General features: G+C 63.5%; 24 protein-coding genes. 12 read left to right on the plus strand and 12 right to left on the minus strand.

Annotated elements, in window-relative coordinates:
* Positions 1-44: 44 nt before the first annotated feature.
* Together F4U95_RS01785 and rimO are read left to right on the plus strand one after the other, a co-directional pair.
* Positions 45-2870: a TonB-dependent receptor domain-containing protein gene (locus F4U95_RS01785; protein WP_150411807.1), complete on the plus strand. Its 2826-nt coding sequence runs from the start codon at positions 45-47 to the stop codon at positions 2868-2870.
* A 96-nt stretch (positions 2871-2966) separates the two neighbouring features.
* On the plus strand, positions 2967-4349 hold the full coding sequence (rimO, locus tag F4U95_RS01790) for a 30S ribosomal protein S12 methylthiotransferase RimO (protein WP_172598904.1): 1383 nt from the start codon (positions 2967-2969) through the stop codon (positions 4347-4349).
* Positions 4350-4454: 105 nt separating this feature from the next.
* On the opposite strand, the gene F4U95_RS01795 is transcribed toward rimO, so the two are convergent.
* Positions 4455-5273: a DUF4163 domain-containing protein gene (locus F4U95_RS01795; RefSeq protein WP_120253272.1), complete on the minus strand. Its 819-nt coding sequence runs from the start codon at positions 5271-5273 to the stop codon at positions 4455-4457.
* Entirely contained in the window at positions 5273-5476 is a 204-nt protein-coding gene (locus F4U95_RS01800; protein ID WP_120253273.1) for a hypothetical protein, read from the minus strand. Before F4U95_RS01800 ends, F4U95_RS01795 begins: the two co-directional genes overlap by 1 nt.
* A 140-nt stretch (positions 5477-5616) precedes the next feature.
* On the opposite strand from F4U95_RS01800, the gene F4U95_RS01805 reads away from it, so the two are divergent.
* Genes F4U95_RS01805 through argC form a run of 4 tightly spaced genes read left to right on the plus strand, consistent with a single transcriptional unit; the run spans position 5617 to position 9279 of the window.
* On the plus strand, positions 5617-7014 hold the full coding sequence (locus F4U95_RS01805; protein WP_120253274.1) for a leucyl aminopeptidase family protein: 1398 nt from the start codon (positions 5617-5619) through the stop codon (positions 7012-7014).
* A gap of 60 nt (positions 7015-7074) precedes the next feature.
* Positions 7075-7470, plus strand: a complete 396-nt coding sequence (locus tag F4U95_RS01810) for a MarR family transcriptional regulator (RefSeq protein WP_120253275.1) — start codon at positions 7075-7077, stop codon at positions 7468-7470.
* Positions 7430-8338 (plus strand): C40 family peptidase, encoded by a 909-nt coding sequence (locus F4U95_RS01815; RefSeq protein WP_120253276.1) that lies wholly within the window; start codon positions 7430-7432, stop codon positions 8336-8338. The genes F4U95_RS01810 and F4U95_RS01815 overlap by 41 nt, the downstream gene beginning before the upstream one ends.
* Positions 8335-9279 carry an N-acetyl-gamma-glutamyl-phosphate reductase gene (gene argC, locus F4U95_RS01820; protein WP_120253277.1) on the plus strand — a complete coding sequence of 315 codons (945 nt, stop codon included), beginning with the start codon at positions 8335-8337 and terminating at the stop codon, positions 9277-9279. Before F4U95_RS01815 ends, argC begins: the two co-directional genes overlap by 4 nt.
* A gap of 9 nt (positions 9280-9288) precedes the next feature.
* Here the strand turns inward: argC and F4U95_RS01825 are convergent, their stop codons facing one another.
* On the minus strand, positions 9289-9498 hold the full coding sequence (locus F4U95_RS01825) for a hypothetical protein (RefSeq protein ID WP_120253278.1): 210 nt from the start codon (positions 9496-9498) through the stop codon (positions 9289-9291).
* Positions 9499-9739: 241 nt separating this feature from the next.
* Here F4U95_RS01825 and F4U95_RS24730 point away from each other — a divergent pair, with 241 nt between their 5' ends.
* Complete coding sequence (locus tag F4U95_RS24730; RefSeq protein WP_170267460.1) at positions 9740-9913, plus strand: hypothetical protein; 174 nt, start codon at positions 9740-9742, stop codon at positions 9911-9913.
* 62 nt (positions 9914-9975) lie between these two features.
* Positions 9976-11301, plus strand: coding sequence for a PQQ-dependent sugar dehydrogenase (locus F4U95_RS01830; protein WP_120253279.1), 1326 nt, complete (start codon positions 9976-9978; stop codon positions 11299-11301).
* 78 nt (positions 11302-11379) lie between these two features.
* On the opposite strand, the gene F4U95_RS01835 is transcribed toward F4U95_RS01830, so the two are convergent.
* Complete coding sequence (locus tag F4U95_RS01835) at positions 11380-12198, minus strand: ATP-binding protein (RefSeq protein ID WP_120253280.1); 819 nt, start codon at positions 12196-12198, stop codon at positions 11380-11382.
* A gap of 136 nt (positions 12199-12334) precedes the next feature.
* On the opposite strand from F4U95_RS01835, the gene F4U95_RS01840 reads away from it, so the two are divergent.
* Positions 12335-13288 (plus strand): L-threonylcarbamoyladenylate synthase, encoded by a 954-nt coding sequence (locus tag F4U95_RS01840; RefSeq protein ID WP_120253281.1) that lies wholly within the window; start codon positions 12335-12337, stop codon positions 13286-13288.
* Positions 13289-13501: 213 nt separating this feature from the next.
* Here F4U95_RS01840 and F4U95_RS01845 read toward each other — a convergent pair whose 3' ends face one another.
* The 6 genes from F4U95_RS01845 to F4U95_RS01870 all read right to left on the minus strand — a co-directional run bounded on the left by F4U95_RS01845 (position 13502) and on the right by F4U95_RS01870 (position 19070).
* On the minus strand, positions 13502-13765 hold the full coding sequence (locus tag F4U95_RS01845) for a hypothetical protein (RefSeq protein ID WP_120253282.1): 264 nt from the start codon (positions 13763-13765) through the stop codon (positions 13502-13504).
* 97 nt (positions 13766-13862) lie between these two features.
* The gene (gene msrA, locus F4U95_RS01850) at positions 13863-14396 is read right to left on the minus strand and encodes a peptide-methionine (S)-S-oxide reductase MsrA (protein ID WP_120253601.1); all 534 of its coding nucleotides are present in this window, start codon (positions 14394-14396) and stop codon (positions 13863-13865) included.
* 42 nt (positions 14397-14438) lie between these two features.
* Positions 14439-16145 carry a long-chain-fatty-acid--CoA ligase gene (locus F4U95_RS01855; RefSeq protein WP_120253283.1) on the minus strand — a complete coding sequence of 569 codons (1707 nt, stop codon included), beginning with the start codon at positions 16143-16145 and terminating at the stop codon, positions 14439-14441.
* Between the two features lie 139 nt (positions 16146-16284).
* Complete coding sequence (locus F4U95_RS01860; protein WP_120253284.1) at positions 16285-16968, minus strand: DUF1013 domain-containing protein; 684 nt, start codon at positions 16966-16968, stop codon at positions 16285-16287.
* Between the two features lie 126 nt (positions 16969-17094).
* Entirely contained in the window at positions 17095-18123 is a 1029-nt protein-coding gene (locus F4U95_RS01865) for a glycosyltransferase family 4 protein (protein WP_120253285.1), read from the minus strand.
* A gap of 74 nt (positions 18124-18197) precedes the next feature.
* Positions 18198-19070, minus strand: a complete 873-nt coding sequence (locus F4U95_RS01870; RefSeq protein ID WP_120253286.1) for a UDP-2,3-diacylglucosamine diphosphatase — start codon at positions 19068-19070, stop codon at positions 18198-18200.
* 289 nt (positions 19071-19359) lie between these two features.
* Between F4U95_RS01870 and F4U95_RS01875 the strand changes: the two genes are divergently transcribed.
* From F4U95_RS01875 to F4U95_RS01885, 3 genes are all read left to right on the plus strand, one after another.
* Positions 19360-19980 (plus strand): glutathione S-transferase family protein, encoded by a 621-nt coding sequence (locus F4U95_RS01875; protein ID WP_120253287.1) that lies wholly within the window; start codon positions 19360-19362, stop codon positions 19978-19980.
* Positions 19981-20041: 61 nt separating this feature from the next.
* Positions 20042-22108: a 2Fe-2S iron-sulfur cluster-binding protein gene (locus F4U95_RS01880; RefSeq protein WP_120253288.1), complete on the plus strand. Its 2067-nt coding sequence runs from the start codon at positions 20042-20044 to the stop codon at positions 22106-22108.
* Between the two features lie 175 nt (positions 22109-22283).
* A complete protein-coding gene (locus F4U95_RS01885; RefSeq protein WP_150424399.1) occupies positions 22284-23174 on the plus strand; it encodes a LysR family transcriptional regulator in 891 nt (296 codons plus the stop codon).
* Between the two features lie 34 nt (positions 23175-23208).
* Here F4U95_RS01885 and F4U95_RS01890 read toward each other — a convergent pair whose 3' ends face one another.
* Together F4U95_RS01890 and F4U95_RS25035 are read right to left on the minus strand one after the other, a co-directional pair.
* On the minus strand, positions 23209-23994 hold the full coding sequence (locus tag F4U95_RS01890) for an ABC transporter ATP-binding protein (RefSeq protein WP_170267461.1): 786 nt from the start codon (positions 23992-23994) through the stop codon (positions 23209-23211).
* The gene (locus F4U95_RS25035; RefSeq protein ID WP_120253290.1) at positions 23988-24998 is read right to left on the minus strand and encodes an ABC transporter permease; all 1011 of its coding nucleotides are present in this window, start codon (positions 24996-24998) and stop codon (positions 23988-23990) included. The genes F4U95_RS01890 and F4U95_RS25035 overlap by 7 nt, the downstream gene beginning before the upstream one ends.
* Positions 24999-25002 lie beyond the last annotated feature (4 nt).

Consider the following 25002-nt stretch of genomic DNA (forward strand, 5'->3'; position numbering starts at 1 on the left):
CCCAGAACCTGTGCCAGACAGGTCGCTGAAAAAAGGGGTGTAACATGCGCTTTAAAAGTGCCTTGCAATGCGGCGTCATGCTGTCCGTCGTCGCCTGGACCGTTCCCGCCTTCGCCCAATCCGTCGAACCGCAAGCCGAAGATGGCGCCGCGATCATCGTCACCGGATCGCGCATCCGCAGAGATCCCCTGGACCAGGACAAGCCGATCGTCACGGTCGACCAGCAGGCGATCGCCCGCACCGGCCTGACCTCCGTTGCCGACGTGCTGCAACGCATCCCCAGCGCAGCGGGTGGCCTCAATACCAAGACCAACAATGCCGGCAATATCGGCGGACCGCCCGACGGCACCGGCGTGTCTTCGGGTTCGGCCGAAATCGACCTGCGCTATCTGGGCGCCAAGCGCACGCTGGTGCTGGTCGATGGCATGCGTTACGTCAACGGATCGGCAGCAGGCGGCATCCCGGCCTCGGTCGACCTCAACACCATTCCGCAAAGCATGATCGAGCGGGTGGAAGTGCTGCAATCGGGCGCCTCCCCGCTTTACGGGTCGGATGCGGTCGCAGGTGTAGTGAACATCATCACCCGCCAGTCGCAAAAGGGCCTCGACATGTCGGCCCAGTTCGGCACCTATCGCCAGGGCGACGGGCATACCTATGATATCAATGCCAGCTATGGTTTCCAGGGCGACCGCGTCTCCGTCGTCGTCGGTGGCAATTATGTGAAGCAGGAGGGGGTCAGCACCGCCGATCGCTCCATATCGCAATGGCCCGCGGCAGGTGGCAGCAGTTGCGCCGATGGCGGCTGTTCCAGCGCCACGCCAAACGGTCGCTACGACGTGCTGGGGCAAAGCCTGACGCTCGGCAGCCCGATCATCGGCCGCGCGCCGGTGCGGAGCGACTATCGCGCCTATAATTCGTCGACCGACTCCTTCAATTTTTCGCCCTATAATTATCTGCTGACCCCGTCGGAACGCTACGGCGCCTTCCTGAACGGCAAGTTCGAATTTTCCGATGCCGTCAGCCTTCGCACGCGGCTGGTCTATCAGCATCGCGAATCCACCACGCAGGCGGCGTTCCTGCCGCTGTTCATCGGGCCGGATGCAGGCAACGGCAATTTGCTCGACACCATTTCGGTCGATGCCAGCAACCCGTTCAACCCGTTCGGCGTGACCTTGTCTTCCGGCGCGAACGGTACGCCGGCCAATTATTCGACCATCCGCCGCCGCTTCGTGGAGGGTGGCCCCCGCATCTTCAGCCAGGAAGTCGATACGCTGACCATGGCGGCGACGCTGGAAGGCACGTTCGATGCCGGCGACCGCAAATGGTATTGGGACGTCAATGGCAGTTACGGCACCAACAATGCGCATCAGACCTTTACCGGCAACCTGAATGCCGCCAAGCTGGCCCAGGCGCTGGGTCCGGTAGCGGGCTGCACAGGTGCCTGCGTACCGTTCAACATTTTCGGCGGCGCAGGGTCGATCACGCAGGCGATGCTAGACTATGTGACGTTCGACCAGCGGGACCGCAGCGAACAGGAATTGTGGGACGTGACCGCTAACCTTTCGGGCGACCTGTTCGACCTGCCGGGCGGGCCGGTGGGCTTTGCCATCGGTTACGAACATCGCGATCAGCAGGCGTCCTACACGCCCGACCCGATCATCACCGCAGGTCTGGGCGCGGACGTGCCGACCAGTCCGGCACGGGGCGGTTTCAACGTCGATGAATTTTACGGCGAGCTGCGCATCCCGATCCTGGCCAACACGCCCTTCTTCCACAAGCTGGAGCTGGACGGCGCGGTGCGTCATTCCAATTACAGCAGCTTTGGCAGCAACACGACCTATACCGTGTCGGGGCTGTGGAAGCCGACGCGCGACCTGCTGCTACGCGGCGGCTATGCCGAAAGCCTGCGCGCGCCCAGCATCGGCGAACTCTATGCCGGCCGGTCGCGCACCGACGCAACGATCAACGACCCCTGCACCAATGTGGCGGGCAGCGCATGGCAGACCAATGCCACCGTGCGGGCCAACTGCATCGCCAATGGCGTGCCGGCCAGCGGCAGCTATGCGGAACCGCAGGGCGGCCAGTTGGGCGTCTTCTCCCAAGGCTTTATCGGCCTGAAGCCGGAAACGTCCAAGACCTGGACGGCAGGTGGCGTCTATAGCCCCGCCTGGGCGCGCGACAGCTTCGCCAGCCAGTTCAGCATCGAGGTCAATTATTACACGATCACGCTGAAGAATGCGATCGACTCGGTCCCCGCGACATTGACGCTCCAACGCTGTGCGTTCGAGGCCGATCCGATCAGCTGCGCCGCCATCAGTCGCACCGGCAGCGGCGCGGTTGCAGGCATCAACGGCGTGCTCCAGAACCTCAATGCGATCGAGACGGACGGGATCGACGGCACGCTCAACTATCGATCGAAGATGGTCGGCAACGGATCGATCGGCCTGAACGTCAACGCCGCCTATCTGTTGAAGTATAACATCAAGCCGCCAGCCGATCTGGGCGCACCGACGATCAAATGCGCCGGTACGGAACGCTGCGGGTCGAGCGATCAGGCCTATCCGCACTTCAAGGCGAATGCCACGCTGGACTATTCGACCGAAGCCTATGGCCTGTCCTTCACCGGCCGGTATCTGAGCAAGGTGACCGAAAGCGACGGCAACGTCATGAAGGCGACCTTCTACGGCGACATCCAGGCCTATTTCTCGCCCGGCTGGATGGATCACCGCGCGCGCTTCACGATCGGCGTGAACAATCTGTTCGATCGCGATCCGCCACTGTGCGGCACCTGCGACGGGGCGAATTTCGACACGACCAGCTATGACGTGCCCGGCCAGTTCGGCTATCTGCGCCTGTCCTATAAAATGTAAGCGATCCAGTCGCTTGAAAACAGCGGAGGCGCGTCGGCAAAGGCGCGCCTCTGCTCATTTTCGCGGCCCCCCGTGACATTTGCCGTAAAAATCCCTATGTGCGCGGCGATCATGGCAACCAAAATCCCAGACGCGCCGAAAATCGGCATGGTTTCGCTCGGCTGTCCCAAGAACCTTGTGGACTCCGAACGTATCCTGACCAAGCTGCGCTCCGACGGCTATCAGATGTCCGCCGACTATGCCGGCGCCGACGTCGTGCTGGTCAACACCTGCGGCTTCCTGGATTCCGCCAAGGAGGAATCGCTGGAGGCGATCGGCGAGGCGATGGCGGAAAATGGCCGGGTCATCGTGACAGGCTGCATGGGCGACGAAGCGGATGTGATCCGCGCCAAATTCCCGCAAGTGCTGGCCATCACCGGCGCGCATCAATATGAGCAGGTGGTCAATGCGGTGCATGACGCGTCGCCGCCCATCCCCAACGCCTTCGTCGATCTGGTCCCCGAAGGCGGGCTGAAGCTGACGCCACGCCATTACAGCTATCTGAAGATTTCGGAAGGCTGCAACCATCGCTGCTCCTTCTGCATCATCCCCTCGATCCGTGGCGATCTGGTGTCGCGGCGCATCGACGCGGTGCTGCGTGAAGCGGAGAAGCTGGTCGCGGCCGGCACCAAGGAATTGCTGGTCATCAGCCAGGATACGTCGGCCTATGGCGTCGACACGCGCCACGATCCGCGCATGTGGAAGGGCCGCGAGGTCCGCGCGCACATGACCGACATGGCGCGCGAACTCGGCCAGTTGCGCACGGCCGAGGGCAAGGCGCCATGGGTGCGGTTGCACTATGTCTACCCCTACCCCCATGTCGATCAGGTCATTCCGCTGATGGCCGAGGGGCTGCTGACGCCCTATCTGGACATTCCGTTCCAGCATGCGTCGCCGAGCGTGCTGAAGGCGATGAAGCGCCCCGCCAACGAAGCCAAGGTGCTGAGCCGTATCGCCAAATGGCGCGACATCTGCCCGGACATCGCGATCCGTTCCAGCTTCGTGGTCGGCTTCCCCGGCGAGACGGAGGCGGATTTCCAATATCTGCTCGACTGGCTGGACGAAGCGCAACTGGACCGCGTCGGCGCCTTCCGCTTCGAACCGGTCGAGGGGGCTGCGGCCAATGACCTGCCGGGCGCCGTGCCCGAAGAGGTCAAGGAAGAACGCTATCAACGGATCATGGAAAAGACCGCCGCGATCAGCGCCGCCAAATTGCAGGCGAAAGTCGGTCGCGTCCTGCCCGTCATCCTCGACGAAGTGGGCGAGGCGGACGAGGACGATGGCAGCATCGGCGCCACCGCGCGATCCCAAGCCGACGCGCCGGAAATCGACGGTAATGTCTTCCTGCGCGATGTGGGCGAAGGGCGGAAAGCCGGCGACATGTTCGACGTGCTGATCGAGGACGCCGACGATCACGACCTATACGGCGTGCCGGCTTAAACATACCTCGTCGCTGCTCGATGCGATTAGGTTGACTCATGTGTATCGTTCCCCGGCGCAAGCCGGGGAACGCGGAGCCATAGTTCACATCATTGCTTTTAGATATCAGGGGCTTGCAAATCCGTCCTGATATTCGGTCTTGATCGCCTTGCGCATGGCGGCGTCGACCGGCAGCTTCACGTCATAGCTGCCTTCCGCATAAGGGCCGGCATTATAGGGGCCGACCACCACGGTCATGCTGTCGATCAGCTTGCCGTTGCTGGAAGTCGGGACCAGCACCTGCTCCATCGGATTGATACATTGGGTGAAGTCGTCGTCACCGCGTACGACCGGCTCGCCGCGCTTTTCCGCACGTTGACGGTCCAGTTCCTTGCAGAAGGGATCGCGGATCGCTGCGGCGAAAGCTGCCGGCGAGGTCATCACCGCCTTGACGCTGGTTTCGCGGCGCCGTGCCTTATCCCACAGAACCACGTCATAGCCGGTCATGCCATGTGCGCCGCCGGTATAGACGTAGGATTCCGACTCCAGCGACAGGAAGCGTGGCGTGTCCGCCTCCACCTGCCATTTGGTTTCGATGCTGTGCGGGCGGAAGGGGTAGCCCGACTCCTTGGCCGAAACGCTGTCTTCCTTCGCCATTTTCAACGCATTGGCCTTTGACGACGCCACATCCTTGCCGAATTTTTCGACCAGAAAAGGAATTGCCGCCGCTTGCGCCGGATAGGCATAGGAAAATTCGAGAAACTCGCTCTTGTCCGCCTGCGCAAACGGTTTTGCGGGCGGCGATGGCTGCGGCGTACCCGCCATCTTGTCGGCAAAACGCGCCGCCGCCTCGTTGTCGGCGACGCTCGCATTCTGCTTGTCCTGCGACGGCGCGCAGGCGGCGATCAGCAGGACCGCCGCCGGAACAAAAAACCCTGTCCGCATCAATGCGCCTTTGCAGCGGCGCGACAACGTTCGCCGATCGCCTGGCGCGCATAGTCGCTGCCGAGCGCACGGCCGGCATTGGACCAGCCCTCTGCAATCAACGCCTGCTGAACGGCGTTGCTGTTGTCGAACTGACCGGTTTCGGCCAGCGCATAGGCCCTTGCCCTGACAGCTTGCAAGCTGCGGTCATCACCATGAATCATCGTCCGTCTCCTTCTTGCTTATGCAACGAAGCTAGGCTCAGCCGGTTCACATCGCAAATGAAGAAAGGGCCGAGCGTGGCGGCGCAGCGATGAAAAAATTGCGCTTCCCTTCGCCGACGCCTTTCCCTTACATCGCCAGGATGACCGATTTTTCAGACCTGCTCAAAGCCGACAATCAACAGCCCGCCCGTTCGATCCACCTGATCGACGCGAAGAGTTTCGACAATTGGCTGGCCAGCCGCCCCGCGCCCGTTCGCGCCTTGGTAGCGGCGCAGAAGTTCAAGGGGCTTCCGCATGAGCACGCCATCCTGCCGGGCGAGCATGACAATGATTGGTCAGTGGTTGCCGGGGTCGCCAATCGCGAAGCCCTGGGCAGCTGGTGCCTTGCCCGGCTGGCCGAGACTCTGCCGGAGGGTAGCTATCGCCTGGCCGAGGGGTCGGCCGGTGCGGCAGCGCTGGGCTGGCTGACGGCACAATATCGGTTCGACCGTTATCGCAAGGATGAGGCGCAGGCCGGCGCGCGCATATTGCTGACGGGCGATGTGGCGCGGATCGGCCAAACCGTGCAGCTGGCGCAGGCGGTGACGCTGGTCCGCGACCTGGTCAATACACCGGCCGCCGACATGGGACCGCCCGATCTGGAAGCGGCCGTGGAGAAGGTCGGCGCGGCGTTCGGCGCAAGCGTGTCGACCATCCGGGGCGACGCGCTGGAGCAGGGTTTCCCGATGATCCATGCCGTGGGCAAGGCGGCGGACAAGAGCTTCGCGCCACGCCTGATCGAGCTTCATTGGGGCGATGCCGCGCTTCCGCGCATCGCCATCGTCGGCAAGGGCATCTGTTTCGACAGCGGCGGCCTGGACATCAAGCCGTCGGCGGGCATGCGTATCATGAAAAAGGATATGGGCGGCGCGGCACATGCCTTGGCGCTGGCCCAACTGATCATGGGCGCGCGGCTGCCGGTGCGGCTGCACCTGCTGATCCCGGCTGCGGAAAATGCGATTGCCGGCAATGCCTTCCGCCCCGGCGACATTTTGCGCACGCGCAAGGGCCTATCCGTCGAAATCGGCAATACCGATGCGGAAGGGCGGCTGGTGCTGGGAGATGCGCTGACCCGCGCGGGCGAGGAGAAGCCCGATCTGATCGTCGATTTCGCCACGCTGACCGGCGCGGCGCGGGTCGCGGTCGGCCCCGACCTGCCGGCTTTGTTCGCCAATGACGAGGCTCTGGCGACCGACATCGCAGCGGCAGGCACGCAGGTCGAAGATCCCACTTGGCGCCTGCCGCTGTGGGACGGATATGCCGACATGTTGAAGTCCGACGTGGCGGACATCAACAATGCGGGGGACGGCGGCTTTGCCGGCGCGATTACCGCCGCGCTGTTCCTCAAGCGCTTCGTGCCGGAGGGGACACCCTGGCTCCATCTGGATACATTTGCCTGGCGCCCTGCATCGAAACCCGGTCGGCCCAAGGGCGGCGAGGCGCTGGGCCTGCGCGCGGTTTTCCACCTTCTTCAGAGCCGCTACGGCAGAAGCCATTAAAGCTGCGACCGGTTCTCATTCCGTTACGCAACCGGATTGGGAATCGTGCGTTAAAGGGGCATGAACGCGCATAGCCTCACCGAAACCGAGCGCCCCGCCCTTCAACCCCTGGGACAGTGGATGCGCACGCTGGTCGATTATGTCCGGTCGGGGAAACCCGACCTGACCAACCGCCAGATGGCCCTGATGATGACCGTATATATCGGGTCTGGCCCGCATACGGTGCGCGGCCTGGCGGAGGCGCTACATGTTTCCAAACCCGTCATCACTCGCGCGCTGAACAAGCTTTCGGCGCTCGGTTACCTCCGCCGAGAGCGCGATGTCGCCGATCGTCGCAATATTTTCATCACTCGGACGTCAAAAGGGGCGGAATTCCTTGACGCCTTTCACCATTTCATCGCAGGAACCGGCCGCGATGACAGGCACGATCAACTCCGCGCGGAACGCACCGCCTGAAAGAACCCGTTTCAAGCTCGACGGGCGTTCGGTAGCGCTCGACCGCCGCATCCATGCCGCGCGTGGCGACCTGGCCGATCTCTCGCTGGCCGGCGTTCTCTTCTCCGCCCATTATGCCAAGGCCGTTCCACTGACTTGCGTGGCCCCCGGCGCGGCGATCGTGTCGGCCGCATCGCCGACGGCCGAAGCCGTGAGCGAATTGCTGCGCGGCGAAACCTTTCATGCGCTGGATGTGATGACCGACTGGGCCTGGGGCTTTTGCGGCCATGACGGCTATGTCGGCTATATTCGCCGCGATGCACTGGACCTGCTGGAAACGCCGACTCACCGCATCAAGGTGGAAAGCGCGCCGCTGTTCAGCGCGCCGGACATCAAATCGTCGATCGCCGATCACTGGCCGGGCGGCGCGTTGTTTTCGGGCGAGGCGCAGGGCAGCTTCATCGCCTGTGCCGAAGGCTATATCCACGTCCGCCATGCGGAGCCGGCCGATACAAAACCGGCCGACTGGGTTGCGACGGCGCAGCGCTATCTGGGGCAGCCCTATATCTGGGGCGGGCGCGGCCATCGCGGGATCGACTGTTCGGGACTGGTGCAGGTTGCACTGGGCCAGGTGGGGATCGCCGTACCGCGCGACACCGATCTGCAATGCGAAGGAATCGGAGCGCCGATCGACAGCGATGCGGCATTGCAGCGTGGCGACCTGATCTTCTTTCCCGGTCATGTCGGCATCATGAGCGACGCCAAGACCCTGCTGCATGCCAATGCCCATTGGATGGCGGTAGTGCAGGAACCGCTGGCAGACGTCGTCGCGCGCCTTGCCGACGCCCATCCGCAGCCCATTATCGCCCGGCGGAGAATCAGCGCATGAGCACGAAGGTCTTTATCGACGGTGGGCATGGCACCACCGGCATCGAAATCGCCGATCGGCTGGCCGGTCGCCCGGAACTGTCGCTGATCACGGTGCCCGAAGAGCTGCGCCGCGACGCCAGTGCGCGCCGGGACGCGCTGAACGCGGCCGATGTGGTCATTCTCTGCCTGCCGGACGATGCCGCGCGGGAGGCCGTGTCGCTGATCGACAATAGCCATACGCGCGTCATCGACGCATCGACCGCGCATCGCGTGGCGGACGGCTGGACCTACGGCTTCCCCGAACTGGAGCCTGGGCATCGCGACGTGTTGGCCGACAGCCGCTTCGTCGCCAATCCCGGCTGCTGGCCCACCGGCTTTCTGGCGCTGGTGCGTCCGCTGGTGCTGGCTGGGTTGCTGCCTGCCGATTGGCCGGTCACCGTGTCAGGCGCGTCGGGCTATTCGGGCGGCGGCAAGGCGATGATCGCCGAATATGAGGGCAACACAGGCGCACCGAGCGCGTTCCGCCCGTATGGGCTGGCGCTGGGCCACAAACATGTGCCGGAAATGACCCGCTATTCGGGCCTTGCCCATCCGCCGCTCTTCGCGCCAGCGGTGGCCAATGCCTATCGCGGCATGATCGTGGAAGTGCCGTTGCAGTTGCGCGCCATGCCGGGCGCACCGGCGCTGGGCGACATTCACGCCGCGCTGGCTGGCGCCTATGCCGGATCGCAGATCGTCAGCGTCGCTTCGCTGGACGAGAGCGCGGCGCTGGGCAATGTCGCGATCGAACATGTCGGGGCGACCGATCGGCTGGCGCTGTTCGTGTTTGGCAGCGCGGCAAGCGGTCAGGCGCGACTGGTCGCGGCGCTCGACAATCTGGGCAAGGGCGCGGCGGGTGCCGCAGTCCAGAATCTCAATATCCTGGCGGGCCTGCCAGAAACAGCGGGCCTGCGCCTCTAACGATCGAGTTTAATGGATGGTGCCGAGCGGCTGGTCGTAGGTGAGCAACACGATCAGTCGCTCGATCTGGCGCCAGTGGCAGAAATGGATGTGGTTGCCCATGTCCAGGCTGCGGTCAGCGCGCGCAGCGGCTTCATAGCCGGCATTGGCGCCGAACATGGCCATCAGTTCGGCCGCGTCATCATAGCTCTTTCGATCCGAAAGATATGGAACCTGCATTGCAACCCCCGATATATTCTTGGCGACTTATACGGGAACAGGCCTATCAATCACCGTGCCATTTCAACGCTTTGGTGGCGCAGGCGCCTTACGAGAGTCAATGCATCATTAGGGAAGTCCCATGGTGGGACATATTTCCCGAAACGGGATGGATGATCCCAAAACGAGCCACTGCATCCTAGCCGCGCACCTGCGACCAAAGCATCTGGCCTTGATCCCCCTATCATGGCAAGGGGCAAGAATGACCAAGCGCAAAAAAGAACCGACCGGCGCCGGCGCGATCATCGCATTCCTGATCCTTGCCGGGACGATCGGTGGCGGGTTGATGGGCCAGCCGAGCATCGGCCTGCTGGCAGGCACCGCCGCGGGCATATTGATCGCGCTGCTGCTGTGGCTGCGCGAACGGGGCAAATAAGGCGCAACGCGCCCATCACCGCCCTCTTGCCCACGGTCATGCGTCCGCATAGATGTGGCGTCATGAAAAAACATATCATCGCCATCCCCGCAATCCTGCTGCTGATTGGCGGCGGCACGTTCCTTTATCTGGCGCAAGGCAACACGGCACAGCTGCCGCCGGGCGCGGACACGGGCAAGGAGCCGGTCTTCACCACCGCGAAGAACGAGATGTTGCCGACGGTGAACATCGCCGAGGTAAAGCCATGGACCGCGAACGAAAAGCCGGTGGCGGCCAAGGGGCTGACCGTCGCGCGCTATGCCGAAGGGCTGGCGCATCCGCGATCGCTGCTGCGCCTGCCCAATGGCGACATATTGGTGGCCGAAACCAATAGCCCGCCGCGTCCGCAGGGCGGCATCGTCAACAAGGTGATGAATTTCCTGATGAACAAGGCGGGCGCCGGCGTGCCGTCCGCCAACCGCATCACCCTGCTGCGCGACACCGATGGCGATGGTAAGGCGGAGACGAAGACGGCGTTCCTGACCGGCCTCAATTCGCCCTATGGCATGGCCCTGATCGGCGACACGCTCTATGTCGCCAATACCGACGCGCTGATGGCCTTCCCCTACAAGGAAGGCGACACGAAGATCACGGACAAGGGCCGCAAGATCATCGACCTGCCAGCGCAAGCGCCCAATCAGCATTGGACCAAGAGCCTAGCCGCGAGCCCCGAAGGGCTGCTCTATGTCGGCGTCGGGTCCAACAGCAATATCGGCGACAATGGGCTGGACGTGGAAAAGAACCGCGCGCTGGTGTTCGAGGTCAACCCCAAGACCGGCTACAAGCGCATCTTCGCGTCGGGCCTGCGCAATCCGGTCGGTCTGGCGTTCGAACCCAAGAGCGGCGAATTGTGGGGCGTGGTGAATGAGCGCGACATGCTGGGCGGCGACCTGGTCCCCGACTATCTGACGCGGGTGGAGTTCGGCGCTTTCTATGGCTGGCCTTGGAATTACTGGGGCGGCTATGAAGATCGCCGGGTGCAGCCGCAGCGTCCGGAAATCCGCGAATATACCAAACGGCCCGACTATGCGCTGGGCAACCATGTCGCGCCGCTGGGCCTGACCTTCGTTGACAAGCTGCAACTGGGCGCGCCCTTTACGGACGGCGCGATCGTCGGCCTGCACGGCAGTTGGAACCGCAAGCCGGCCGCCGGGTACAAGGTCGTCTATGTCGGTTTTGCCGATGGCGAAGCGGGCAAGGCCAAGCCGGTCGATGTGCTGACCGGCTTCCTGGACAAGGATGGCGCTGCCCATGGCCGCCCGGTCGACGTCACTGCCGACGCCAAGGGCGCATTGCTGGTCAGTGACGATGTCGGCGGCGTGGTGTGGCGCGTGACGAAGGCGCAGTAAAAACTAACATCCGTTCGTTTCGAGCGAAGCCTGTCCTGAGCCTGTCGAAGGGTCGAGAAACGAACGGACGTTGGAAGATTAAACCGTCAGCCCGTTTCGGCCGGCCAGTTCGACCACATATTGCCAGGCGACACGGCCCGACCGGCTGCCGCGCTGGGTGGCCCACTGGATCGCGTCCAGCGGATCGAAACTGACGCCAAGCTTTGCCGCATAGCCGCCCACGATCGCGACATAGGCGTCCTGATCGAGCGCATGGAAGCCCAGGCTGAGGCCGAAACGGTCGGACAAGGCCATCCGGTCGTCCACCACGTCGCGCGGATTGATGGGGTCGTCCTGTTCCGACAGATGGCGCGGCACGATGTGGCGGCGGTTAGAGGTGACGTAGAGGCGGACATTGGCCGGGCGCGCGGCAGTGCCACCCTGAAGCAGCGAGCGCAGCGTGCGGGCGTCGCCCACCCCGCCCTCGTCAAAGCCCAGATCGTCTAGGAAAAGGATGAAGGGCCGGTTGGTGCCGCGCAGCAGAGAGAAGAGCGTCGGCAGGCTGGCCAGTTCGTCGATCGCGCATTGCAGCAGGGCGATATCCTGACCTTCCTGCTGAAGCTGGCCGACGACGGCGGCGACCACCGCCGACTTGCCGGTACCACGCGCGCCCCACAGCAGCGCGTCATGGGCCGCATGGCCAGCCGCATGACGCCGGCTATTGTCGAGCAACTGCCCCTTTTGCGCGTCGATGCCGGTCAGCAAATCATAATCCACCGGCGCAAACGCCTCCACCGCGCGGATCGCGCGGCCATCCCACACATAAGCGGAATGCGCGGTCAGATCGGCGGACAAGGCAAGCGGTGGTGCCAGCCGCTCCAGCGCGTCGGCAATGCGGGTCAGAAGGGCGTCGTTCATGGCGGCGGGCTTAACCCTGCTTGTTGCCAGCCGCAAGCATATGGATGGCAATCGCTATCCTGTCATGGCCCGCTTGTCATGGCGCTGACGCAATGGCCTTTTAATCGCTTGAACCGCGATCTATATCGCGGGGGTTGTGACCATCGCTCATCCAGTCTTTTCCACCAAGTCCGTCCGCTATGGCAGTGAGGCCCTGCGGGAGGCTGCGCTGTTGATCCGGGCGGGGGAACCGGTGGCCGTGCCGACCGAGACGGTCTATGGCCTGGCCGCCGATGCCACCGACACCAACGCCGTCGCGGCCATCTACAGCGCCAAGGGACGCCCCAGCTTCAATCCGCTGATCGTCCATGTCGCCGACCGGGCGATGGCGGAACGACTGGCCGACATTTCGCCATCCGCAGCGCTGCTTGCCGATCGTTTCTGGCCGGGGCCGTTGACGCTGGTGCTGCCGGTGCGGGCCGACAGTGGCCTGTCGCCACTGGTGACGGCGGGGCTGCCGACCGTGGCGCTGCGCCTGCCCGCCCATCCGGCGATGCGCGCGCTGATCCGCGAGAGCGGCTGTCCGCTGGCCGCCCCGTCCGCCAATCGCAGCGGGTCCATCAGCCCCACGCGCGCCGACCATGTGCTGGCCAGCCTGGACGGCAAGATCCGCATGATCCTGGACGAAGGGCCGACCAGCGAGGGGCTGGAATCCACGATCGCCGCGCCGGAGCAAGACCGCATTCGCCTGCTGCGCCCCGGCCCTGTGACGGCGGCCATGCTCGAAGAAGCGACCAGCCTGCCGGTGGTGATTGGCGGCGATGCGAAGATCGAGGCGCCCGGCCAGTTGGAAAGCCATTATGCGCCGTCCAAGCCGGTGCGGCTCAATGCTTTGCGCGCGGACAAAGACGAATATCTGATCGGTTTCGGCCTGATGCCCTGCCACATCAACCTCAGCCAGGAGGCGGATCTGCGCGAGGCGGCGGCGCAGCTATTTGCAGCGCTACATATCGCAGACGCTGCCGCTTCGAGCCGGATCGCAGTGGCGCCGATCCCGTCGGACGGCATCGGCGCGGCGATCAACGACAGGTTGCGGCGCGCGGCCGCCTGAGTGCCGACTGACTGGATATAAATCACTCGTCACCCCAGCGAAGGCTGGGGTCGCCGGCGATGACGCGCTACGATGCCTGAGATCCCAGCCTTCGCTGGGATGACGGTGGTGAAACCGGGATGGCGGTGGGAAAAACAGGCGCTTGCTTACCCACCCCCATAGTCCGAGCGCCGACATTCCCGCCAATGAGGGAATTTGGCGCTCAGGCCCACATCACCCGCAATTATCGTAGCCAGCCCTGCGGCACTGATCGCGCCGTTCCTTGTCGGCCTTTTTGCGCTCCTTGCCTTCGCGCGCTTCCTGTTTGCGCATCTTGCGCCCGTAATTGCGATCGGCTTCTTCCTGGCTCGTCGTGGTCCAGTCTACCACCTGCGACCCAGCCCGCACCGGCGCGGTCACCACGCTGGCGACCGTCCGCACGCAACCGGGCAGCGCCAGCAGCAGCAACGGCGTCGCGATCAACAATTTCGTCTTCATCTTCCATCCCCGACTTGCACGTTCGCGCGTCCTTAACACAGGACGGATGAACCGCCCATAAAGGACGCTGCGATACGCGACCGGCCGTAGCGAAAGATCAGCCCTCGATCCGCGCGGCGAAGCCCTTGCGCAGCTTTGCCAGCTTGGGGGGGATCACGGCCATGCAATAGGGGTTCTGATCACCGACCCGGTCCCAATATTTCTGGTGATAATCCTCGGCCGGATACCAGGGCGCGTCCGGTTCGATCGCGGTCACGATCGGATCGCTCTGGTCCGCCTGCGCGCGTTCGATGCCGGCGCGCGCCTCGCTTTCCTGCTCCGCCGAATGGGGGAAGATGGCGGAGCGATATTGGGTGCCAACATCATTACCCTGGCGGTTCAGCGTCGTGGGATTATGGGTTGCAAAGAAAATGTCGAGCAGTTCCGCATAGCTGATGACCGCCGGGTCATAGCTGATGCGGATCGCTTCGGCATGGCCGGTCGCGCCCGAGCAGACCTGTTCGTAGGTCGGGTTGGCGGCCGTCCCGCCGATATAACCGCTCTCCACGCCCTCGACGCCCTTGAGGTTCTGATAGACGGCTTCCGTGCACCAGAAGCAGCCCCCGGCCAGCGTTGCGATTTTCTGCGCCATGATCGATTCCCTATCCATGTTTGGCTGCACAGATAGGGACGATCAGGCGACGGTTCCAGCCTCCGCGCGTGCGGCGTCCGCCTTTGCCCGTTCCTCGGCCACCAGTTCCTTGCGCGACAGCTTGCCGACCAGCGTCTTGGGCAGGTTCAGCCGCACCTCCACCTCGCACACGCGTTCATGCTTGCCCAGTTGCGGATTGAGCCAGGCTTTGAGCGTCGCGCCATCAATGTCCGCGTCGTCATTCAACGTTACGAAGGCCTTGGGCTGCTCGCCGCGATAATGGTCGGGCACGCCGATCACCAGCGCCTCCTTGACCGCCGGATGATGGTAGAGGACCGATTCCACCTGACTGGGGAAGACCTTGAACCCGCCGACCGCGATCATGTCCTTCAGGCGATCGACGATCTTCACATAGCCGTCCTCGTCCACCAGACCGACGTCGCCGGTGCGGACGAATTCGCCGACAAAGACTTCGGCATCGGCGTCCGGACGGTTCCAATAGCCCTTCATCACCTGCGGCCCGGCAAAGAGGAGTTCGCCCGGCTCACCCTCGGGCGGGGGACGGGTCGGGTCTTCGCGATCCACCACCTTGACCCGCGTGCCCGGCACCGGCTGACCCACGGTGCCGGTCTTGTTCAGCCCCTCATAGGGATTGGTGCAGACGATCGGGCTGGTTTCAGTGAGGCCATAGCCCTCGATCAGCTTGGCGCCGGTCGCCGCCTCGAACTTCTGTCGCAACTCCAGCGCCAGTGGGGCGCCACCGGAAATACAGGCGCGCAGCGAGGAAAAGTCGATGTTGCGGATGGCGGGATGGTCCAGCAGCGCCTGGAACATGGTCGGCACGCCGGGCAGCGACGTCGCCTTCACCCGCTGCACCGCCGCCAGCACCTGCGCCGCATCGAAGCGGGGCAGCATCACCATCTCGCCGCCGTTCAGCACGGTGCGGTTCAAGGTGCAGGTATTGGCGAAGACATGGAAGAAAGGCAGCACCGCGATGATCCGGTCCGGCTCGTTCGCATGGGGGTCGATCGCTTGCGCCTGCCGCGCATTGGCGGTCAGATTCTGGTGCGTCAGCATCGCGCCCTTGGGCGTGCCGGTCGTCCCGCCGGTATATTGCAACAGCGCGACGTCGTTGATGGGGTCGATGGCGGGCACGGTGCAGGCGCCCGCATTGGCGATCAGCCGATCATAACGAATGATGCGTGGATCATCCGGCAGCGGCGTGCTTTCGCTGGCCTTGAACCAGCGGAACAGCAGCGATTTGACCGGCGAAAGCATCTCAGCGACCGATCCGACCACCAGCGTTTCGAGCGTGCTATGGTCCAGCACCTCCAGCGCGGTCGGCAGCAGCGCCTTGGCCGACAAGGTGAACAGGATCTTCGTCCCGCTATCCTCGACCTGATGCTCCAGTTCGGCGGCGGTATAAAGGGGGGAGAAGTTGACGACGATGGCGCCGGCCATCAGCGCACCATAATAGGCCGCGACATAATGGGGGGTGTTGGGGAGGTACAGGCCGACCCGGTCGCCCTTTTGCACACCCATTTTTTGCAAGCCGCAGGCGATGTGGCGTATCTGGTCCAGCATCGCGCCATAGCTGAAATGCCGGCCCATGAAATCGATCATCGGGGCGTCGGGATGCGCAAGGGCGCTTGCCTCGACCATCTCTCCCATCGACATCGGGGTGAATCTCTGGTCCCAGACCGTCGGGTGCTGGTACCGCTCTCTCCAGGTTTTTTCCATGCTCTCCATGGCATGAAGTCTATGGGCAGCAGTTACTTTACGCAAGCGTCAACCACAGCAAAAAGGGCCGCGCAGGTTGCCCTGCGCGGCCCTCAAAACTTGCTGCGTCATGGCCGGCCTGTAACAGGCGAGCGATGACGCTACGGCATCAGACCTCGCCCTTGTTGCTGCTGAACGGGTCGAGGATGGTCGCGGCGCCGGAAATAAATTCGGACTCGCTCTTCAACGCCTCTTCGGCGCGGCGCGCATTGTCCTGGCGTTCGCGGCGCAATTCTTCGATCAGCGCCTCACGATCGCCGTCCAGGCGCGAATCGGTCGGTGCTTCGATACCGGCCTTCTTCGCCGCCTTCGTCACCAGCCCGTCCAGTTCGCGCTGCGAGCACAGGCCCAGCGTCACCGGATCTTTCGGCGTGATGTTGCTGATGTTCCAGTGGGTGCGGTCGCGGATCGCCGCGATGGTGGTGCGCGTGGTGCCGATCAGCTTGCCGATCGCGCCGTCCGAAATTTCCGGATGGTTGCGCAGGATCCAGGCGATGCCGTCGGGCTTGTCCTGACGCTTGCTGACCGGCGTATAGCGCGGCCCCTTGGTACGGCGGACGGGTTCCGGACCTTTAAGCATCTTGAGCTTATAGTCGGGATTGGCTTCGCCCTTGTGAATCTCCTCAACGGTGATTTCATGGGCGCGCACCGGGTCGCGGCCGGTATATTTGATGCTGGCGGTATCGTCGGCGATCGCCTGTACTTCCAGAATGTGAAGCCCGCAAAACTCGGCGATCTGGTCAAAGCTCAGAGCGCTGTTATCGACCAGCCAACTGGCGGTCGCGTGGGGCATGAGAGGCTGGGACACGGGAGTTCTCCGCACGTAAAAACGATAAGGGCCGCCCAATCAGGGCGGCCACGACGGATCAGAGATAGAACATCCCGCCGCATCCGGCAAGGAATTCCGCCAAGAAAAGCGTCAGGCTGCGCTTTCCATGACATCGGGGTCGATGGCGTGCAGGCCCGACAGGAATTCCTGGGCACTGCGTTCCCAGCTGAAGCTGCGGCCATATGTCGCGCAGGCAACCCGATCGCAGCGGAGCGCCTGCCCGATCGCGGTGCCCAGATCTTCCGACAAGGCCCCCGTTTCGGGCGTGACGATATCGACAGGACCAGTGACGGGATAGGCGGCGATAGGCGTCCCGCAAGCCAGCGCCTCTATCATCACCAGGCCGAACGTATCGGTGCGGCTGGGGAAAACGAACACGTCCGCCCCGGCATAGGCGCCGGCCAGATCCGCGCCGAACATCGGCCCGGTGAACCGCGCCTGCGGATAGGTACGTTCCAGCGAGGCACGAGCCGGGCCGTCGCCGACGACGACTTTCGTGCCCGGATGATCCGTGGCGAGAAACGCCTCCAGATTTTTTTCCACCGCGACGCGGCCGACATAGAGCATGATCGGGCGCGGAAGATCGGCAAAGGCGGCAGGCAGCGGCGCTTCGGGCGTGAAGGCGCTGAGATCCACCCCCCGCCCCCAAGGCCGGACATTGGGAACGCCATGCGCGCGCAGCTGTTCGCGCACCGACCGGGTCGATACCAGCACCGCCTGCGCCGGGCCATGGAACCAGCGAATATAGCGCCAGAACCAGGCAGCCGGCAGTCCGGTGCGCTGCGCCACATAATCGGGGAAATGGGTATGATAGGCCGTGGTGAACGGTACGCGGCTGCGCAGGCACCAGCGCCGCGCGGCCAGGCAAAGCGGCCCTTCCGTCGCCAGATGCACCGCATCGGGCTGAAACGCGGCGATCGCCTGACCCACCACCGCCGAGCGGACCAGAGCCAGCCGGATTTCGGGATAGGTCGGGCAGGGAATCGAGCCATAGAGGTCGGGCGAAATCACCTCGACCACATGGCCCATCCGCTCCAGTTCCGCGCGGATCGTCTGCAACGTCCGCACGACGCCATTGACCTGTGGGCTCCAGGCATCGGTCACGATCGCTATGCGCATTGGGTCGTTTCCTCTTGCGCTGATTTTCGTTCGTTTCGAGCGAACGGTTGCTGCTTCAAATCCGCTATCAAGAATCAAGCCGCGATCCGCTCGCGCGCATCCTGCTCTTCCCGTTCGCGCTTGGCGATCTCATCGGCCCAATGCAGCACTTCCATCTGGCCGTCGCCATGCTCGACCAGCGCGGTACAGCCTTCGACCCAGTCACCGTCATTATAATATTCGATGCCTTCGATCTCACGCATTTCGGCATTGTGGATGTGACCGCATACCACGCCGTCGACACCGCGCGCGCCAGCTTCATGCGCCACCACTTCTTCGAAGCGAGAGATGAAGGATACCGCGTTCTTGACCTTGTGCTTGGCCATCTTGCTGAGCGACCAATAGGGCAGCCCCATGCGCCGGCGCACGGCGTTCACGACCACATTGAGGCGCATGAGCGTGGTGTAGGCCGCGTCACCGACAAAGGCGAGCCAGCGATGTGCCAGCATGATCGTGTCGAACTCGTCGCCATGCAGGACCAGCAGCTTGCGTCCGTCCGCCGTCTGGTGGATCGCCTTGCGCCGGATTTCCACGCCGCCAAAGCTCATGCCGGTAAACTGGCGGAACATTTCGTCATGATTGCCGGGGATATAGACGACCCGCGTGCCGCGCTTGGCGCGCTTCATCAGGCGCCATACCACGTCATTATGGCTGGCAGGCCAGTAGAAGCGCTTCTTCAACCGCCAGCCGTCGATGATGTCGCCGACCAAATAGATGGTGTCGCTGTCCACATTATCCAGAAAATCGATCAGCATCGCCGCGTTGCAGCCACGCGTGCCAAGATGAATGTCCGAAATCCAGATGGTGCGATAGCGGCGCCGCTGCCCTTCCCGTTCCGGGATATGGAAGCGGTCGTCGACGCCTTCTTCCATATCGCTCAGGAAGGGAAGTCGGGTGATGGCGTTCATGATACGATCCCCAAAGATCAATGTCCTCGGGAGCGAATCCCTAACGCCGCAATGTTACAACTCCGCACCGAATATGACGGAAATGCTACGATTTTGGCTGGTTTCGAGACGAGATAACGGCTTTCCAAACCGGGTGAGACGGGACAGACGCGACCGCAATCGCCGAACCATCATTACGTGAGACGCAATGATGAAGTGCCTAGCAACGCCATTCTCTCGCGCATGATCTTCAGGGAAAAGGGACGCACGGAACGGGGCGGCCCCCCGTCCATATATGGGAGACGCGTTCATGAAACTCTATCATCACCCTCTGTCCGGTCATGCCCACCGCGCGCGGCTGTTTATTTCGTTGCTGGGACTGCCGCATGACCTGATCGAAGTCGATCTTGCCGCCGGCGCGCACAAGGCGCCGGGCTTCCTTGCGCTCAATCCGTTCGGCCAGCTGCCCGTGCTGCAGGACGAGGAGCATGTGATTTCGGATTCGAACGCCATTCTCGTCTATCTGGCCAAAAAACATCGCCGGACGGACTGGCTGCCGGAGGAACCTGCCGCCGCCGCCGCCGTGCAACGCTGGTTGTCGGTGGCCGCAGGGGAAATCGCCTATGGCCCGGCGGCGGCCCGGCTGGTCACGGTGTTCGGATCGCACCATAATCCCCAGGAGGTGATCGCACGGGCCCATGATTTGCTCGGGAAGCTGGAAGCGCATCTGACCGCGCAAGATTGGCTGGTCGGCGATGCGCCGACCATCGCCGACGTCGCCCTCTACAGCTATGTCGCGCGGGCGCCCGAGGGCAATGTGGACCTGTCGCCCTACCCCGCCGTCAATGCGCATCTCCGCCGTATCGAGGCGCTGCCAGGCTTTGTGCCGTTCGCCCGGACGCCGGCCGGCCTGACCGCCAACGGCGCATAGGGCCATCAAGGGCTGGGCAACGTGTAGCGCGGGCCCGGCCATGTTGAATAGGGAGGAAGCCATGAGCGAGCCACTGCCCCGGCAAATATTGGACGTCTGGCACGCCGGCGAAAAGGCCATCCAGGCCAGTGTCGGCATGGTGGAGCGCATGGAAGCGATCGGCAAACGGGTGATCCGCGACCATATGCCCGACCAGCATCGCGACTTTTATGCGCAACTACCGTTTATCGCCGTTGGCAGCGTCGATCCCGATGGTGACGCTTGGGCGACTTTCCTGGAGGGGCAGCCAGGCTTCATGACCTCCCCCACGCCGACCGCGCTCGACCTGGCAGCGCTACCCGGTTTTGGCGATCCGGCAGCGACAGGCATGCAGGATGGCAATCCGGTCGGCCTGCTGGGGATCGAAATGCATACGCGCCGCCGCAACCGGATGAATGGGTTTGTCACCCGCACCGGAGCCGGGCTGCATATCGACGTCGATCAAAGTTTCGGCAATTGTCCGCGCTATATCCATTTGCGGGATTTCGCCTTCAGTCGCGATCCTGCCGCGCCGCATCCGGTTCCCGCAGAGACATATGGCGGCCTGGACGCAGAGGCGCGGGATATGATCGGCGCGGCCGATACTTTCTTCGTCGCCTCCTACGCCGAGCGCGACGATCGGCGTCAGGTGGATATGTCCCATCGCGGGGGCAAGCCGGGCTTCGTCCGGATAAGCGACGATGGCCTGCTCACCATTCCCGATTTCGATGGCAACCTGTTCTTCAACACGCTGGGCAACATCTTGTCGAACGGCAAGGCCGGGCTGCTGTTCGCCGATTTTGCAACGGGCGATATGGTGCAGATGACAGGCGATGCGAAGGTCGTCCTGAATTCGCCGGAGATCGCCGCATTCCAGGGCGCGGAGCGGCTCTGGACCTTTCGCCCGCGCAGGATCGTGCGCCGGCGTGGCGCACTGGCGCTCCGCGGGACGGCGCGAGACGGTGGTGCGTCGCCCCATTCGATCATGACCGGGGATTGGGCGCAGGCTGCCGACCGCCTTGTCGCGGCCGAACTGGCCGGTCGGTGGCGGCCCTTTCGCGTCACCCGCATCGTCGATGAAAGCGCGACGATCCGATCCTTTCATCTGCAACCGGATGATGGTGCAGGTCGGCTGCCCCATGCCGCCGGGCAGCATTTGCCGATCCGCGTGATACTGCCGGGGGCAAGCAAACCGGTCATCCGCACCTATACGCTGTCCGTCGCACCGTCCGACGAGGCATATCGCATCAGCGTGAAGCGCGATGGCGCTGTCTCGCAATTCCTGCACGACCAGATCGCGGTCGGCGACCGGATCGAGGTGCGGGCGCCTGCGGGCGATTTCACCATCGATGCGCGCGCGCAACGGCCCGCCGTCCTTCTTGCGGCGGGCGTCGGGATTACGCCGATGATCGCGATGCTGCGCCATATAGTTTATGAAGGCGTGCGCACGCAGCGCGTCCGACCCACGACCCTGTTCTATTCGGCCAGGTCGAAGGCGGAACGGGCGTTCGACCGAGAACTCGAAGAGTTGGTGGAGGCATCCTATGGCGCCGTGCGCGTGATCCGGGTGCTGAGCGCGCCGCAGAGCGCGCAAGAAGGAAACGACCATGACGTGGCCGGGCGCATCGACATGCCGCTGCTCACGCGCTTCCTGGCATTTGACGACTATGATTTCCATATGTGCGGCCCGCCCACTTTCACCCAGGCGATGTATGACGGGTTGCGCGACCGCAATATTGCGGACGGCCGTATCCATGCCGAAACCTTCGGGCCGTCATCACTGACGCGTCGTGAGGATGCCACTGCGATGGCGGCACCATCGGCGCCCCCCGCCGTCGATCCGGTCAAGGTCATCTTCACCGAAACGGCGAAGGAGGCGCGCTGGCAGCCGGGGTCCGGACCCTTGCTCGAGCTGGCGGAAGCACGCGGGCTGGAACCGGACTATAGCTGTCGGGAAGGAAGTTGCGGCACCTGCAAGGTCAAGCTATTGGCGGGCAAGGTCACTTATCTGAAAAAGCCGGGCGCAACGGTCGGCGATGATGAAGTGCTGCTCTGCTCGGCGGTGCCGGCCCAGCCGGACGATGGCGAAAGCATCAGGATCGCGCTGTGACCCATCGCCGCTCCAAAAGCGAAGGGAAAGGTTCGCCTCGTCCCCACCTGCATGGATCGGGGCGACGCCGCTGAGTGGCGGCGGATTATTTCATGACCTGCTCGCGGCAAATGACGCTATGCACCCTGCATATCTGACGCGGCGCATGCAGCCGCGCGGCAGGCAGGGATATGGCATGGACCGATGGCAGGCGATGCAGATCTTCGTCCGCGTGGCGGAGACGGGCAGTTTCGCGCAAACCGCGCGGATCCTGCATATGAGCGCGCCGGCCGTGACGCGTTCGATCGCTGCGCTGGAGGTGCTGATCGGCGCGCGCCTGTTCGTTCGCACGACGCGATCGGTCAAACTGACCGAGGCGGGCGGGCGCTATCTGGACGACTGCCGGCGGATTCTGGCCGATATGCTGGAGGCGGAGGCGAGCGCCGCGGGATCCTATGCCACGCCCACAGGCATGCTGGCGATCACGGCATCGCTCCGGTTCGGACAAATGCATGTCCTGCCGATCATGACGGAATATCTGGATGCCTACCCATCCATGTCGGGCAGGACATTCTTCGTCGACCGACCCGTCAATATCGTGGAGGAAGGCATAGATGTCGCGGTCAGGATCGGCCATCTGCCGGATTCCGGTTTCACCGCGATAAAGGTCGGCAGCGTTCGGCGCGTCATTTGCGGCGCGCCCGCCTATTTCGAGAAACATGGCATTCCCTCGACACCGAACGACCTGAAACTGCATCGGGTGGTGGCATCGACCAGTGCATGGGCATCGCCCGAATGGACATTTGCCGGCGGTCAGCGCGTGACGATCAACCCCACGCTGCAATGCAATACCAACGAGGCCAGCATCGCCACCGCCACGGCCGGATGGGGGGTGACGCGGGCGCTCAATTATCAGATCGGACCGGCGCTGGCCGCAGGCGAATTGCAGATCGTGCTGACTGAGCATGAAGAGCCGCCATTGCCGATCCATATCCTGTATCCGGAGGGACGCCATGCCCCGGCCAAGGTCAGGGCCTTTGTGGACATGGCGGTATCAAGATTGCGCGCCAATCGCCTGCTCAATTAGGCGGGTTCCGGGATCGCAGCCTGGGCGATCGACGTCACAGTTCATGATCATGGCCAAGGGAAACAAGTATTTCCCGCCGCAAAGCCTGCAATTCCGGTGCGTCGCGATGCCGTGGATAAGCGGCACCGACGCGAATTTCCCGCACCACCCGCGCGGGTCGCGGGCTGAACACCAGGATACGCTGCGCCAGCAACAGCGCCTCTTCGACATCATGGGTGACGAGCAGCGCGGTGAACCCCGCATCCTTCCACAGCTTCACCAGTTCCGCTTGCAGGGTCATGCGGGTGAGCGAGTCCAGTTTGCCCAGCGGTTCATCCAGCAGCAGCAAGCGCGGATTGTTTACCAACACACGGGCGAGCGCCGCGCGCTGCGCCATGCCGCCCGACAATTCATTGGGCAGGGCGCCGGCAAAATCACGCAGCCCCACAAGATCGAGCGCCTGGTCGATCCGCGCCTGCGATCCTTTTATCTGCCCTGTCGCTTCGAGGCCCAGTGCCACATTTTCCCGCACGGTGCGCCACGGATAGAGGGTGGGATCCTGGAAAACGAGCAGGCGCGAAGGATCCGGGCCGACGATCCGTATCTTGTCCGCGCCGACCTTCCCCGTCCGTGGCGCTTCCAGACCCGCGATGAGCCGCAACAGAGTGGACTTGCCGCAGCCGCTGGGACCGAGCAACGCCACAAACTCGCCCGGCTCGACGTCGATCGTCACATCATCCAGCACATCCAGCCGGCCATCCTTGCTGTCGAACCAATGACCGACGGCACGGGTCTGAATCGACAAGCCAGCTTTCGCCGGCGCATCCAGGTTCGTTACCACCGCACTATGCCTTTCTGCCAGGCCAATACCCGGTCGCGCACAAAGAAGAGCAGGCTGATGAGGCCCGAAAAGAGCAGCGCCATCACGATCAGCGCACCATAGAGATTGGCATAAGCAGCCCAGCCCTGCGCCCATTGCAGATACCAGCCAAGACCCGCCTTCACCCCCATCATTTCCGCGATGATGAGGACCGCAAAGGACGAGCCAAGTCCCATGAACAGGCCGACGAAGACATTGGGCAAGGCGGCAGGTACGGCGACCTTGAGGATCAGGAAGCGTTCCGATCCGCCCAGGGTGCGGGCGATGTCATAATAGGCGGAATTGACGCCCTTCACCCCCGACGCGGTCAGGACCGCCACGGGGAAGAAGGTCGCCAGTCCAACGAGGAACGTGCTCGCACTATGCGAGCCGGGGAAGAAGAAGAAGGCGATGGGCAGCCATGCGGTGGCCGGCAGCGGCCCGACGAAGCGCAGCACCGGATGTCCCCAATAATTGGCCGCCTTCGACCAGCCGATCAATGCGCCAGTCGTGAAGCCCAGTATCCCGCCGATGGCATAGCCCGGGATCAGCAGGAAGAGCGAGCGCCAGACGCTTTCGAAAAGGCGTGCCGCATCATCGGTATAGACTTCCAATATGGATTGCGGTGGCGGGAAAAAGGGGAGCGGCAGCAGGCCCGTCTTTGCCGTCAGCACCTGCCAAAGGGTCAATATGCCGGCGAGCGCCCCGAACCAGCGATTATAGGGATGGATCAGGGCAAAACGACCCCCGCCCGACAGCGCCACCGCCGCCAGCAGCAGCGTGACGCCGAGTTCCAGCAAGGCCAACAAGTCCGTGCGCGCCCATGGCGTCAGGTCCGGCCAGAACCAGGTCAGACTCGCCGCAACGGCCCAGCCCGCGGCCGCCGCCAGTCCGCCACGCCAAAGAGGGGGGAGGATCGGGGCGGACTTATCCTGCGACGACGCACCAAGCAGGGCGAAGCGATCGGTTTCGGCTATGCTGTTCATATCG

This window comes from Sphingobium limneticum (genome assembly GCF_008710165.1).
GTDB classification, from domain to species: Bacteria; Pseudomonadota; Alphaproteobacteria; order Sphingomonadales; family Sphingomonadaceae; genus Sphingobium; species Sphingobium limneticum.